Annotated in this window: 16 protein-coding genes; 5 read left to right on the top strand and 11 right to left on the bottom strand. The window is 70.2% G+C overall.

Annotated features, from left to right (window positions below; all coding sequences use genetic code 11):
* Nucleotides 1-182 precede the first annotated feature (182 nt).
* From GA0115233_RS41180 to GA0115233_RS23955, 3 genes are all read right to left on the bottom strand, one after another.
* Complete coding sequence (locus GA0115233_RS41180; protein ID WP_093722341.1) at nucleotides 183-878, bottom strand: hypothetical protein; 696 nt, start codon at nucleotides 876-878, stop codon at nucleotides 183-185.
* 117 nt (nucleotides 879-995) lie between these two features.
* Entirely contained in the window at nucleotides 996-1832 is an 837-nt protein-coding gene (locus tag GA0115233_RS23960; RefSeq protein ID WP_107406457.1) for a hypothetical protein, read from the bottom strand.
* Nucleotides 1833-1906: 74 nt separating this feature from the next.
* Nucleotides 1907-2269, bottom strand: a complete 363-nt coding sequence (locus GA0115233_RS23955) for an arsenate reductase family protein (protein WP_176711918.1) — start codon at nucleotides 2267-2269, stop codon at nucleotides 1907-1909.
* Nucleotides 2270-2502: 233 nt separating this feature from the next.
* Here GA0115233_RS23955 and GA0115233_RS23950 point away from each other — a divergent pair, with 233 nt between their 5' ends.
* Nucleotides 2503-2817: a hypothetical protein gene (locus GA0115233_RS23950; RefSeq protein ID WP_093722361.1), complete on the top strand. Its 315-nt coding sequence runs from the start codon at nucleotides 2503-2505 to the stop codon at nucleotides 2815-2817.
* A 46-nt stretch (nucleotides 2818-2863) separates the two neighbouring features.
* On the opposite strand, the gene GA0115233_RS23945 is transcribed toward GA0115233_RS23950, so the two are convergent.
* Nucleotides 2864-3391, bottom strand: a complete 528-nt coding sequence (locus GA0115233_RS23945) for a DUF1269 domain-containing protein (RefSeq protein WP_093722339.1) — start codon at nucleotides 3389-3391, stop codon at nucleotides 2864-2866.
* 119 nt (nucleotides 3392-3510) lie between these two features.
* On the opposite strand from GA0115233_RS23945, the gene GA0115233_RS23940 reads away from it, so the two are divergent.
* Entirely contained in the window at nucleotides 3511-3768 is a 258-nt protein-coding gene (locus GA0115233_RS23940) for a hypothetical protein (protein ID WP_093722360.1), read from the top strand.
* Between the two features lie 22 nt (nucleotides 3769-3790).
* On the opposite strand, the gene GA0115233_RS23935 is transcribed toward GA0115233_RS23940, so the two are convergent.
* The 4 genes from GA0115233_RS23935 to glnA all read right to left on the bottom strand — a co-directional run bounded on the left by GA0115233_RS23935 (nucleotide 3791) and on the right by glnA (nucleotide 7164).
* On the bottom strand, nucleotides 3791-4378 hold the full coding sequence (locus tag GA0115233_RS23935; protein WP_093722338.1) for a PspA-associated protein PspAB: 588 nt from the start codon (nucleotides 4376-4378) through the stop codon (nucleotides 3791-3793).
* Between the two features lie 23 nt (nucleotides 4379-4401).
* The gene (gene htpX, locus GA0115233_RS23930) at nucleotides 4402-5310 is read right to left on the bottom strand and encodes a zinc metalloprotease HtpX (protein ID WP_093722359.1); all 909 of its coding nucleotides are present in this window, start codon (nucleotides 5308-5310) and stop codon (nucleotides 4402-4404) included.
* Between the two features lie 80 nt (nucleotides 5311-5390).
* The gene (locus GA0115233_RS23925; protein ID WP_093722337.1) at nucleotides 5391-5654 is read right to left on the bottom strand and encodes an SCO2583/SCO2584 N-terminal domain-containing protein; all 264 of its coding nucleotides are present in this window, start codon (nucleotides 5652-5654) and stop codon (nucleotides 5391-5393) included.
* A 100-nt stretch (nucleotides 5655-5754) separates the two neighbouring features.
* The gene (gene glnA, locus GA0115233_RS23920) at nucleotides 5755-7164 is read right to left on the bottom strand and encodes a type I glutamate--ammonia ligase (RefSeq protein ID WP_093722336.1); all 1410 of its coding nucleotides are present in this window, start codon (nucleotides 7162-7164) and stop codon (nucleotides 5755-5757) included.
* Nucleotides 7165-7373: 209 nt separating this feature from the next.
* On the opposite strand from glnA, the gene GA0115233_RS23915 reads away from it, so the two are divergent.
* The 3 genes from GA0115233_RS23915 to GA0115233_RS23905 all read left to right on the top strand — a co-directional run bounded on the left by GA0115233_RS23915 (nucleotide 7374) and on the right by GA0115233_RS23905 (nucleotide 9665).
* Nucleotides 7374-7841 carry an RDD family protein gene (locus GA0115233_RS23915; RefSeq protein WP_093722335.1) on the top strand — a complete coding sequence of 156 codons (468 nt, stop codon included), beginning with the start codon at nucleotides 7374-7376 and terminating at the stop codon, nucleotides 7839-7841.
* 102 nt (nucleotides 7842-7943) lie between these two features.
* Nucleotides 7944-9095 carry an acyl-CoA dehydrogenase family protein gene (locus GA0115233_RS23910; protein ID WP_093722334.1) on the top strand — a complete coding sequence of 384 codons (1152 nt, stop codon included), beginning with the start codon at nucleotides 7944-7946 and terminating at the stop codon, nucleotides 9093-9095.
* A gap of 66 nt (nucleotides 9096-9161) precedes the next feature.
* A complete protein-coding gene (locus tag GA0115233_RS23905; protein ID WP_093722333.1) occupies nucleotides 9162-9665 on the top strand; it encodes a flavin reductase family protein in 504 nt (167 codons plus the stop codon).
* Between the two features lie 16 nt (nucleotides 9666-9681).
* Here the strand turns inward: GA0115233_RS23905 and GA0115233_RS23900 are convergent, their stop codons facing one another.
* The 3 genes from GA0115233_RS23900 to lipA all read right to left on the bottom strand — a co-directional run bounded on the left by GA0115233_RS23900 (nucleotide 9682) and on the right by lipA (nucleotide 11856).
* Nucleotides 9682-10383 (bottom strand): DUF4191 domain-containing protein, encoded by a 702-nt coding sequence (locus GA0115233_RS23900; protein ID WP_093722332.1) that lies wholly within the window; start codon nucleotides 10381-10383, stop codon nucleotides 9682-9684.
* A gap of 58 nt (nucleotides 10384-10441) precedes the next feature.
* Nucleotides 10442-10642: an SCO2195 family GlnR-regulated protein gene (locus GA0115233_RS23895; RefSeq protein ID WP_093722331.1), complete on the bottom strand. Its 201-nt coding sequence runs from the start codon at nucleotides 10640-10642 to the stop codon at nucleotides 10442-10444.
* A 248-nt stretch (nucleotides 10643-10890) separates the two neighbouring features.
* A complete protein-coding gene (gene lipA, locus GA0115233_RS23890) occupies nucleotides 10891-11856 on the bottom strand; it encodes a lipoyl synthase (RefSeq protein WP_093722330.1) in 966 nt (321 codons plus the stop codon).
* Between the last annotated feature and the right edge of the window lie 105 nt (nucleotides 11857-11961).

The raw sequence follows: 11961 nt of genomic DNA, 5'->3' as shown, positions 1-11961 counted from the left end.
GCTCGAATGTGAACCCCGTGTTACCTGGTGGTGCTGTGGTGCGACTCACGTTGTGAGGGAGGTGGGGGCGGCGCGGGAGGGCAGGTCACGGGCCGTATGCGATGGGCCCGGCCGCCGGCTTCCCCTCCGCGAAGCCGGTGACCGGGCCCATGCCCGCACCCCCTACGGTGTTACCCGGCGGCTCATCCCACCTTCTCGATCACGGCCCGGCGGATCAGGAACTTGCCCGGCTCGCGGACCTGCTCGAAGGCCGCGTTGTTCAGCAGCACACAGGAGCCGGAGACCGAGGTGACCTCGACCGTCGTGGACTTGTTGTTGTCCAGGTTGGTGACCTTCAGCTTGGTCCCGGCCGGGAACTGGTTGCTGGACGCGGCCGGGGCGCCGCCCTCACCGGAGAGGGTGACCGTGGAGCCGTTGCAGACCTGCTCACCGGCGGCGGCCTGACCCCCGTCCTGGTTCTGGCCCCCGCCCTGGTCCTGACCCTGCTCCTGGCCCTGGCCCTGGCCCTGCTCCTGGCCCTGGTTGCCGGCCTCGGCGGGCGGCGCGGCGGGTGCACCGGCCTGGGAGCCCTGAGCCGACTCCCCGACGACGCAACCCGACGCCTCCTGCTGGACCTTGATCTGCTTGACGACCGCCTCGCGGTTGGCGATCCGGGCCTGCGACTGGGCGTCCGGATTGGCCTTCTGGTCCGCGATGAACCGCTCGTTGTTGCCGAGCGCGGTGGCGAGGCCCTGACAGACGCTCGACTCCGCGGCGGTCTTCGGCGGCGCGGCGTTGGAGGTGCTCGCCATGACGAAGGCACCACCACCCGCCACACTCGCCGCGCTGACGAGCAGCGCGATCTTCTTCTTCGTGCTGAGTGTGCGCCTGCGTGACATACGCGCCTCCTGAGAGGTCGGGAGTTGTACGCCGCTAGGTACGAGATACCGAACGAAGCTACTCAGCGGTTTACAGGAGTCACTCAAGTGACCTGCGTCACAGGCGAGTTGAAATGATCAGTCGTCGCCGTCCTCGTAGGCCACCACCGTGTCGTTGACGTGCTGAAGCAGTCCCTGGGTCTGCCCGGTGATCTCCTCCACGCCCGTCGTCGCGCCGTCGCCCCACTGCCCGTTGGCGAACACCACGGACCGCACGGTCATCAGCCGCTCGAAGACCCCGGGCGTCCCCGGCGGCACGGTTGGCATCCCGGCGCCGGGCGGCGGGTCGAGGGAGACGACCTGGTAGGTCACCGGGTCCATGGAGGCCATCATGAACACGCGTGAGGCGTCCTCGACGCGTTCGAAGCTCAGCACGGACACCGTCACCTGGGAGCGCCGGTCGGCGTCCGTGAACAGCGCTGAGCTGAGCCGCGCGCACGGCTCGCCCTGCTCGATCAGCTCGGCCAGCTCCGGCGCCATGGCGCGCGCGCAGTCCGTGGTGGTCGCCAGGTCGACCCGCGTGTAGGTGGAGCCGTCCTTCAGCGTCACCGTCTTCTCGGGGAACGCCTGTTCCAGGCTGATGATCGGGCGCGCCAGCAGCGAGGGGAGCGAACTCGGGGCGTTCGACGGATCGCCGACGTCGACGCGCGGGACCGCGGAACCGGTGGCGGAGGGGGAGGCGCTCGGCGCGGCGGCCGAGGTGTCCTCGTCGTCACCGCCGCTCGTGAGCAGGAACGCGGCGACCGCCACCGCCAGCACGCCGCCGGCCACCCCGGCCGCCATCACGCGCCCGCGCCGCTGCCGGCGTATCCGCTCCCGCTCGGCGGCCCCCTCGTCCAGCACGTCGTTGCCGTAGGGGTGGCCGTGGCCGTACGGGGCGCCGGGCTGCGGCGTTCCATGATCACCGAATGTCATGGCCGCGGAGGGTAACAGCCCGCCGGACCCGCGCTCACCCCCGGCGACAAAGGGCCAACAACCCTACGGAACCATCACTTTCGGGACAGCGCGTCCCGTACCGCCTCCTCCGAGCGGCCCACGACCGCCGTGCCGTCCTCGGCGGTGATGATGGGCCGCTGGATCAGCTTGGGGTGCGCGGCCAGGGCCGCGATCCACCGGTCCCGCGACTCCTCGTCCCGCGCCCACTCCTTGAGCCCCAACTCCTTGGCGGCGGCCTCCTGGGTGCGGGTGATGTCCCAGGGTTCGAGACCGAGCCGGTCGAGTACGGTCCTGATCTCGTCCTCGCTCGGGACGTCCTCCAGGTAGCGGCGGACGGTGTAGTCGGCGCCCTCCGCGTCGAGCAGGCTCAGGGCGCTGCGGCACTTGGAACAGGCGGGGTTGATCCAGATCTCCATGGCGACCACGGTAGCGGGGGTGCGTCCGGGCCGACTCTGTTCGATTTCTTGCCGCCCCAGGAACCCCTCCCTGATCTGCCGTGACAGGCCGCCAATTACCTCGTCCACCTGGGCTTTTGAGGGCTCTCGCGGTCTGCTGATTGTCAGTGGCGGGCAGTAGAATGGAAGCAGTGTTCGAGGGTGTCGCCGGAGCGTCCGGACGACGGCGCCCCGACCGCGACAGGAGGATGCCCGTGCCCGCTGCCGCACTGAAGACGAAGCCGTTGCCGACCCAGTCCACCGCGAAGCGCCCCGTCCTGCTGGACCTGCCGTACGCGCCGCTGGCCAAGCGTCCGCTGCCGGCGGGCCGCCCGCGCGAGTGGTACGTCAGCCACAACCGCCGGCTGAAGGCCATGCGCCTGGCCATAGCCCTGCTCGACTCCGGCGTCTACCTGCCCAACCAGGCCCGCAACGAGACGATCCGCGACACGGCGGAGCTGATCGGCGTCCACCCGCCGTCGGACACCACGTGCCACATGGTGCGGGCCCTGCTGCGCTACACCCGGTGAACGAAAGGCGCCGGGCCCCGGGCACCCGGGACCCGGCGCCGCACGCTCACTCCGCAGGCGACTTCTCCGCCTGCTCGGTCGGCGTCTTCAACGCCACCTCGATGGCCTCCCGCAGGTGCTCCTCGTCCACCTTGCTCAGCGAGGTCTGCACCAACTCGCCGCCGTACGGCGCCAGTTGAGGGATCACCTTGTCGTCGGCGGCCTTCTTCACCAGCACGAACAGCGCGGCCGCGCCCGGCCGCAGGTTCTGGCTGAGGTTCTTCATGAAGTCGTCGTTGATCCCGGTGTCGGTGAACTTGCCCCCGGCCGCACCGGCCGCCGCGCCCACCGCCGCGCCCAGCAGCGGCGCCAGGAACAGCAGCCCGATCACCCCGCCCCACAGGGCGCCCCCGGCCGCGCCGACGGCCGTGTGGTTGACCGCCTGGTGCAGCTTGATCTTCCCGTCCTGGTGGCGCTCGACCACCACCGCGTCCTCCAGCTCCACCAGGTGCTGCTTGGACAGCTCGAACAGCTTCTCGCGGACCTGGTTCGCCGTGTCGACGTCGTTGTAGGCGATGACGAAGAGATCACTCATTCCAGGACACCCCTTTGTTCCCTGTTTCACCGATATTGCGGCTTTCGCGCAATTGGTCCGACTCTAGAACCGGAAAAAAGGGGATGCACGCCGAGTTCCGGGCTTCCTACGCTGGTGTCATGGGCACCATCGTCCTCACCGGGACCGTCGTCCTGGTCATCATGGGATTCGGAAACCCCCTCTACTGGCTCGCCGCGGTCGCCGTCCTCTACCTGTATGTGCGGTACGGACGCACCGCGACGCCGACACCCCCGACGGGCGGTACCGGCACCGGTACGCCGTCCGCTCCGGCCGACTACCGCGCCTACCGGGCGCGCCGGGACCTCCAGGCCAAGTGGGAGCGCCGCTACGAGCGCGAGCGGGGCCGCCGCGGCTGAGGAGCCACCCCGGCGGCCGGGGTCACAGCCCCGGCGCGCCCCACACCGGGAACCAGCGGCCGAGGTCCTCCTCCAGCCGCAGGTCGTCGCCGAGGGCGGCGCGCACCTTCAGTTCGAGCGCGTTGTCACGCCGCTGCTCCTGGCCGGGCAGCGGCGCGAACGGGTAGAAGGTGCCCCGCTTGTACAGGTAGACCAGCGCCAGCGTCCGCTCCTCGGCCGGATTGCGGAAACCCACCAGGGAGCAGAGCAACTGCGGGCCGAAGCCGTTGGCCTCCATCGCGCTGTTCACCGCGTGCAGATCGTTGACCAGCTCCGGGAGCCGGTCGGGGGTGCGCTCGGAGACCAGCCAGGAGTAGCCGTAGCCGTCCCGCGTCAGCCGCACCGGCCGCCCCTCGCGGTCCGCGTCGGCGTCGAGCAGGGCCTGCACCTCGCGGTGCGTCTGTTCGAAGGCCGCGCCCTCCACCGTGGCGAAGCACACCGCGCCGGTGCCGGTCGGCACGAACCCGGTGGCCGCCTCCAGCGTCACCGCCGCCGAGGGCAGCCCGAAGAGCCGGTCCAGATCGGGCGCGACCGCCTTCGTACGGCCGAGCAGAATGTCCAGCAGTCCCATGCGCACGCCCCTCGGGGAGCCGGTCAGGGAGCGGTGGCCTCACCCAGCTCGGCGGAGATCCGCCCCAGCTGGTCGAGGCGCTGCTCCAGGGTCGGGTGGGTCGAGAAGATCCGCGCGAAACCGGGGTTCCGGCCCAGCGCCGGGGTGAAGTAGAAGGCGTTGAACGCCTGCGCCGTACGCAGGTCCTTGGTGGGGATGCGGCCGATGTCCCCGGTGACCTTGGTGAGCGCCGAGGCCAGCGCCGAGGGCCGCCCCGTGAGCAGCGCCGCCGCCCGGTCCGCGGCCAGCTCCCGGTACCGGGACAGGGCCCGGATCAGCAGGAAGCTGATGGCGTACACGGCCGCCGAGATCCCCATCACGGCGGCGAACACGATCGCGGTGTTCTGGTCCCGGCGCCCACCGCCGAAGAGCTGCGAGTAGAAGGCGAACCGCACGATCAGCCCGGCGATCACACCGAGGAACGAGGCGATCGTGATCACGGCGACGTCCTTGTGCGCGACGTGCGACATTTCGTGCGCGAGCACGCCCTCCAGCTCAGCGGGCTCCAGCCGCCGCAGCAGCCCGGTCGTCACGCAGACCACGGCGTGATCGGGATTGCGCCCGGTGGCGAACGCGTTGGGCATCTCCATGTCCGACACGGCGACGACCGGCTTGGGCATGTCGGCCAGCGCACTCAGCCGGTCGACCACGCCGTGCAGCTCGGGATACTCCTCGCGCTCCACGGGCCGCCCGCGCATCGCGAACAGCGCGAGCCGGTCGGAGAACCAGTACTGCGCGCCGAGGAACGCCGCGGCGATCACCACGACCAGCACCCAGGACTTGAGCAGCACGATCAGGGCCGCCACGAAGGCCACGTACACCAGACCCAGCAGGAACATGGTGACGCCCATCCGGGCGGTCAGACCCCGGTCACTGCGAAAGCGACTGCGCATCTGCATCACCCCGCGGTCAGGCACTCGTCCCACTGCCAGTGTGCACCGCCGCGGAGAATCGTGAGGAACCGCGCCTTTTGTCAGTACGAATTACGCATGCTCGTATACCCGAGCAACACGATGACGGCCGCCACACAGCCGAAGACGATCAGCGTCGACACCCACGGCCGCCGCTCACGCGAGCGCCGGGCCGGAGTCGGTTCGGGCCGGAAGGGCACAGGTCCGGGCGGGTTCTCCTTCCACCGCGCGGCGAGCATGCGCGCCCGGGCCGACGGCTCCTTGTGCGCGGCGGCATCCGCCCACTTGATGTCGAACTCCCGCTCGTCATCGCCCTGTTCGGCCATCCCCGTCAACCCTTCTCGAACAGCAGTACTGCCACGATACGACGCCGCCCCCGCCCTGAGAAACAGGAGCGGGGGCGACGGCGAACCGGTCAGGCGCCGATCACACGTCGAAGTAGAGCTCGAACTCGTGCGGGTGCGGGCGCAGCTGGAGCGGGGCGATCTCGTTGGTGCGCTTGAAGTCGATCCACGTCTCGATCAGGTCCGACGTGAAGACGTCGCCCTGGAGGAGGAACTCGTGGTCGCGCTCCAGCGAGTCGAGGACGGCCGGGAGCGAGGTCGGGACCTGGGCCACGTTGGCGTGCTCCTCGGGAGCCAGCTCGTAGAGGTCCTTGTCGATCGGCTCGGCCGGCTCGATCTTGTTCTTGATGCCGTCCAGGCCCGCGAGCAGCAGGGCCGAGAAGGCCAGGTACGGGTTGCCGGAGGAGTCGGGCGCGCGGAACTCGACGCGCTTGGCCTTCGGGTTGGAACCCGTGATCGGGATACGCATCGCGGCGGAGCGGTTGCGCTGCGAGTACACCAGGTTGATCGGCGCCTCGAAGCCCGGGACCAGGCGGTGGTAGGAGTTCACCGTCGGGTTGGTGAACGCCAGCAGCGACGGGGCGTGCTTGAGGATGCCGCCGATGTAGTAGCGGGCGGTGTCCGACAGGCCCGCGTAACCGGCCTCGTCGTAGAACAGCGGGTCGCCGTTGCTCCACAGCGACTGGTGCACGTGCATGCCCGAGCCGTTGTCACCGAAGATCGGCTTCGGCATGAAGGTCGCGGTCTTGCCGTTGCGCCAGGCCACGTTCTTCACGATGTACTTGAAGAGCTGGAGGTCGTCGGCGGCGGCGAGCAGCGTGTTGAACTTGTAGTTGATCTCGGCCTGGCCGGCGGTGCCCACCTCGTGGTGCTGGCGCTCGACCTGCAGGCCGACCCGGGCCAGCTCCAGGGAGATCTCGGCGCGCAGGTCGGCGAAGTGGTCGACCGGCGGGACCGGGAAGTAGCCGCCCTTGTAGCGGACCTTGTAGCCGCGGTTGTCCTCCAGCGCACCGGTGTTCCAGGCGCCCGCCTCGGAGTCGATGTGGTAGAAGGACTCGTTCTCCGACGTCTTGAAGCGGACGCTGTCGAAGACGTAGAACTCGGCCTCGGGGCCGAAGTACGCGGTGTCCGCGATACCGGTCGAGGCGAGGTACGCCTCCGCCTTCTTCGCCACGTTGCGCGGGTCACGGGAGTACTGCTCGCCCGTGATCGGGTCGTGGATGAAGAAGTTGATGTTGAGCGTCTTGTCGCGGCGGAACGGGTCCAGGCGGGCCGTCGACAGGTCGGGGCGCAGCGCCATGTCGGACTCGTGGATGGCCTGGAAGCCGCGGATCGACGAACCGTCGAACGCGAGCTCCTCCTCCGGGTCGAACGCCTCGACGGGCAGCGAGAAGTGCTGCATGACGCCCGGCAGGTCGCAGAACCGGACGTCAATGAACTTGACCTCATTGTCCGCGATGTACTTCTTGACCTCGTCGGCGTTCTGGAACATCCAGCTCCTCCTACTCCCGAGCGCCTCGCCGGGGTGGTAGTTCGATGGTGCGGCCAGTGCGGTGGCACACGCTGGCCTCGACCCTAGGGACGCGGGATTTCTCGGGCGTGACCCATTTGTTTCGCACAAGTTAACCGGGTCCTCTTCCACCGTAGCCCCGACGCACCCCGCCTGCCCCCGGTCATATACGGGCGCAGTACCGTGGACGGGTGGACAACAGGCAAGCAATCGGATCGTGGCTCTCCGGACCCCGCGCGGCCATGGAAGAGGCCGGTATCGATCTCGGCTACCGGGGCGAGCAGCTCGGTCTGCCGGAGCACGGACCGGGCTCCATCGCCCGCCCCGGAAGGCGGCTCGGCGCCCTGGTCGTGGACTGGGGTCTGTGCCTCTTGATCGCATACGGCCTGATCACCGAGGGCTACAACACCGCCACCGGAAACTGGGCGCTTCTCATCCTGTTCCTGATGAGCGCCCTGACGGTGGGCAGCATCGGGTTCACTCCCGGTAAGCGCCTCTTCGGTCTCCGGGTGGTCGCCCTGGACACCGGCGGCGTCCAGCCGCTGCGCGCGCTGCTGCGCACGGCCCTGCTCTGCCTCGCCGTCCCCGCCCTGATCTGGGACCGCGACGGCCGGGGTCTGCACGACCGGCTGGCCCGCACCGTCCAGGTCCGCGTCTGACGCCGGTCGGGTGACTGGCACCCGGGCCACGGCCCGGGGTCCCGGCTGCGTCGAACCCTGTTCGAAACACTGGCCGCCGTACCCGGCGGAGGTGGTTGGACAGTGTCGTACGACAACACGTCGACGATCGTGACGCGGGCGTCCCGCGTCGCGGACATCGCGGCCCAGCACGCGGAGGAGGCGGAGGCCGCGCGGCGGCTTCCCCAGCAGGTGGTCAACGCGGTACGGGAGGCGGGCTTCGCCCGGCACTTCGTGCCCCGCGCCCACGGCGGCGACGAGGGCGGTTTCGGCGAGCTGAGCTCCGCGGTCTTCCTGGTCGGCGAGGGCTGCGCCTCGGCTGCCTGGGCGGCCTCGCTGTCCGCCTACGCCGGCCGGTACGCCGCCTTCCTGCCCGAGGAGGGGCAGCGGGAGATCTGGGCCGACGGCCCGGACGCGCTGGTGGCCGCCGCGCTGATGCCCTCCGGCACCGCCGAGCGGGTGCCCGGCGGCTGGCGGCTGAGCGGCGAGTGGAAGTACATCAGCGGTGTGCACGTCGCCGACTGGGCACTGGCCTGCGCGGCGGTGCCCGACGAGCCCTCCGCCGACCCCGAGGGGCGGCCCGAGGTGCGCTACTTCGCGGTCCCGGCGGCCGACTTCACGATCAAGGACAGCTGGTACTCGGTCGGCATGCGCGGCACCGGCAGCGACACCCTCGTCCTCGCCGACGCCCATGTGCCCGAGCACCGCACCCTGGCCCGCTCCGCCGTCCACGCGGGCCGCGCCCCGGTCTCGGACGCGCGCTGCCACATCGTGCCCATGTACGCCGTGAACTCCCTGCCCTTCGCCGCCCCGCTGGTCGGCGCCGTCCGCGGGGCCATGCGCTCCTGGACCGAGCGGACCGCCTCCCGCGTCGACCGGCGGGGCAGGGCGGTGGGCGAGCAGCCCGCCACCCAGGTCGCGCTGGCCCGCTCCGCCGCCGAGACGGACGCCGCCGAGCTGCTGATCCGGCGCACCGCGGCCGTCGCCGACGGCATCGAGTCACCGCCCGAGGGCGAGGCCGCGGTACGCGGCGCCCGGGACCTGGCGCTGGCGGTGGAACTGCTGGTCTCGGCGGTGGACCGGATCTTCCGCACCAGCGGCACCTCGGGCCAGTCCCAGACCGACCCGGTGCAGCGCTTCTGGCGCGATGTGAACAGCGCCGCCTCCCATGTGGCGCTCTCCTTCGAGACCACGGGCGCGGCCTACGGCGCCTGGGCGCTGTCCGAGCGGCGGTAGCGCCCGGTTGCCGCCCGGTGACACCACGCGCATAGTCGACGTGAACGCGGAGGTGGTGCGGCCGTCATGACGGACCAGGACACACACATACCGGAGGCGGCGGTGGCGCCCGAGGAGTTCCGGGCCGCGATGAGCCGCTTCCCCTCGGGCGTCGTGGTGGTCACCACCCGGTGCCCGGACGGCACCCCTCGCGGGTTCACCGCCAGCTCGTTCTGCTCGGTCTCGCTCCAGCCGCCGATGGTTCTGGTGTGCCTGGCGAACGCGGCCGACTCGGCGTCGACCTTCGCCCGCTGCGACCGTTTCGCGGTCAGCGTGCTCCGGCCCCGCCACCGCTCGCTCGCGGAGCGGTTCGCCACCAAGGGCGCCGACAAGTTCGCCTCGGGCGGACTGCGCCCCGGCCCCGGCGGGCTGCTGGCGGTCGAGCGGGCCCTGTCCGTACTGGACTGCGCCGTACACGCACGACACCCGGCCGGGGACCATACGGTCCTGATCGGCCGGGTGACGGAGGTACGGCTGGGGGAGGGCGCCCCGATGGTCTACTACGACCGGTCCTTCCGGACGCTGGCCTGAGCAGCCGGGGCGCGGCTCAGCGGGCCTTCGGGCCGCCCTTGGGGAGCTTCATGCCCTTGGGCATCGGGCCCTTTGGCAGCGGCATGTTGCTCATCAGGTCGCCCATGGCGCGCAGCCGGTCGTTGGTCGCCGTCACCTGCGGGCCGGTGAGCACCCGGGGGAGCTTCAGCATCGTCGTGCGGAGCTTCTTCAGCTCCACCTGGCCCTCGCCGGTACCGACGATCAGATCGTGCACCGGCACGTCCGCGACGATCCGGTTCATCTTCTTCTTCTCGGCGGCCAGCAGGCTCTTGACCCGGTTCGGGTTGCCCTCGGCGACCAGCACGATGCCGGCCTTGCCGACCGCCCGGTGCACCACGTCCTGGCTGCGGTTCATCGCCACCGCCGGGGTGGTCGTCCAGCCCCGGCCGATGTTGTCGAGCACGGCCGCGGCGGCGCCCGGCTGGCCCTCCATCTGCCCGAAGGCGGCCCGCTCGGCCCGGCGCCCGAACACGATCGCGGTGCCGAGGAAGGCGAGCAGTACGCCCAGGATGCCGAGGTAGATCGGGTGACCGATCAGGAAGCCGATCGCGAGAAAGACACCGAGGATGAGGAGGAAGACGCCCGCGAGGACGAAGCCGATCTTCTTGTCGGCCCTGCGGGTCATCTTGTAGGTCAGGGCGATCTGCTTCAGACGCCCGGGGTTAGCGGCATCCGCCGCCCTGTCACTTCTCGCCATGGCACGAAGTCTACGTGGCCCCGGGAGCGCCGACGACGGCAGTGCCGGTCGCGGGCGGTCAGGGGCGGGGGGTGCGCACCCGCTCCAGCACGCGCTGGGCCTCGACCCGGTCCTTGGCCCGGCGGCGGTCCTCCAGGACGGAGGTCCAGGCGTTGCGGCGCGCGGTGCGCTGGCCGCTGCTCATGAGCAGCGATTCGACGGCACGGAGTGCAGTGGTGAACGACGGGATGGCGGTGGCGCGTACCGGCGCGGCCTGCATGGTTGAGGTCCCCCCTCGTGAGCGGCTTCGGTGTACGTGGTGTGAGTCCAGCGTCACTGTTTGGTGTTACCAGGGCGTGACCGACCGGTCAAACGCCCATGAAGCCTTGATTTGGCGTCCGCAAACAGTGACGCGGCCCTGCCGGCGCCCCCATCTGCGGGGACGCGGCAGGGCCGCGTCAATCAGCCATTACCGAACGGTAGTTACTTGTGCGCGGATTCACACGCGCACGGTGGCACCCGGTGCCGTCAGACCGCCTGGGAGGCGACGAACGCGCCGCGCTTCTCGACGGCCATCTGGTACAGGCGCCCGGCGCGGTAGGACGAGCGCACCAGCGGGCCGGACATCACACCGGAGAAGCCGATCTGCTCGGCCTCCTCCTTCAGCTCCACGAACTCCTGCGGCTTGACCCAGCGCTCCACGGGGTGGTGGCGCACGGAGGGGCGCAGGTACTGCGTGATGGTGATCAGCTCGCAGCCGGCCTCGTGCAGTTGCTTGAGCGCCTCGCTGATCTCCTCGCGGGTCTCGCCCATGCCGAGGATCAGGTTGGACTTGGTCACCAGGCCGAAGTCGCGGGCGTCGGTGAGGACCTTCAGCGAGCGCTCGTAGCGGAAGCCGGGGCGGATGCGCTTGAAGATCCGGGGCACCGTCTCGACGTTGTGCGCGAAGACCTCGGGGCGGGACTCGAAGACCTCCCGCAGCAGCTCCGGGACGGCGTTGAAGTCGGGGGCCAGCAGCTCGACCTTGGTGCGGCCTGCCTCGCGGTCGGCGGTCTGCTGGTGGATCTGGCGGACCGTCTCCGCGTACAGCCAGGCGCCGCCGTCCTCCAGGTCGTCGCGGGCGACGCCGGTGATGGTGGCGTAGTTCAGGTCCATGGTGACCACGGACTCGCCGACGCGGCGCGGCTCGTCGCGGTCCAGCGCCTCGGGCTTGCCGGTGTCGATCTGGCAGAAGTCACAGCGCCGGGTGCACTGGTCGCCGCCGATGAGGAAGGTCGCCTCGCGGTCCTCCCAGCACTCGTAGATGTTGGGACAGCCGGCTTCCTGGCAGACCGTGTGCAGTCCCTCGCTCTTCACGAGCTTCTGCATCGCGGTGTACTCGGGGCCCATTTTCGCCCGGGTCTTGATCCACTCGGGCTTGCGCTCGATGGGGGTCTGGCTGTTGCGGACCTCCAGGCGCAGCATCTTGCGTCCGTCCGGAGTGACTGCGGACACATCGGCTCCCTGTGACTTCGATTCTTCGGCGTACACCAGGGTACGCCCGTGCTTATTCAGCTCTGCCGTGGAGGCCAACCACTGCACCGCAGGGCTGATTCCCCG

This window comes from Streptomyces sp. DI166 (assembly GCF_900091315.1).
Lineage (GTDB): Bacteria > Actinomycetota > Actinomycetes > Streptomycetales > Streptomycetaceae > Streptomyces > Streptomyces fuscus.
Note: the sequence above shows the minus strand (reverse complement) of the source record. Positions and strands in the feature narration are given on the sequence as shown.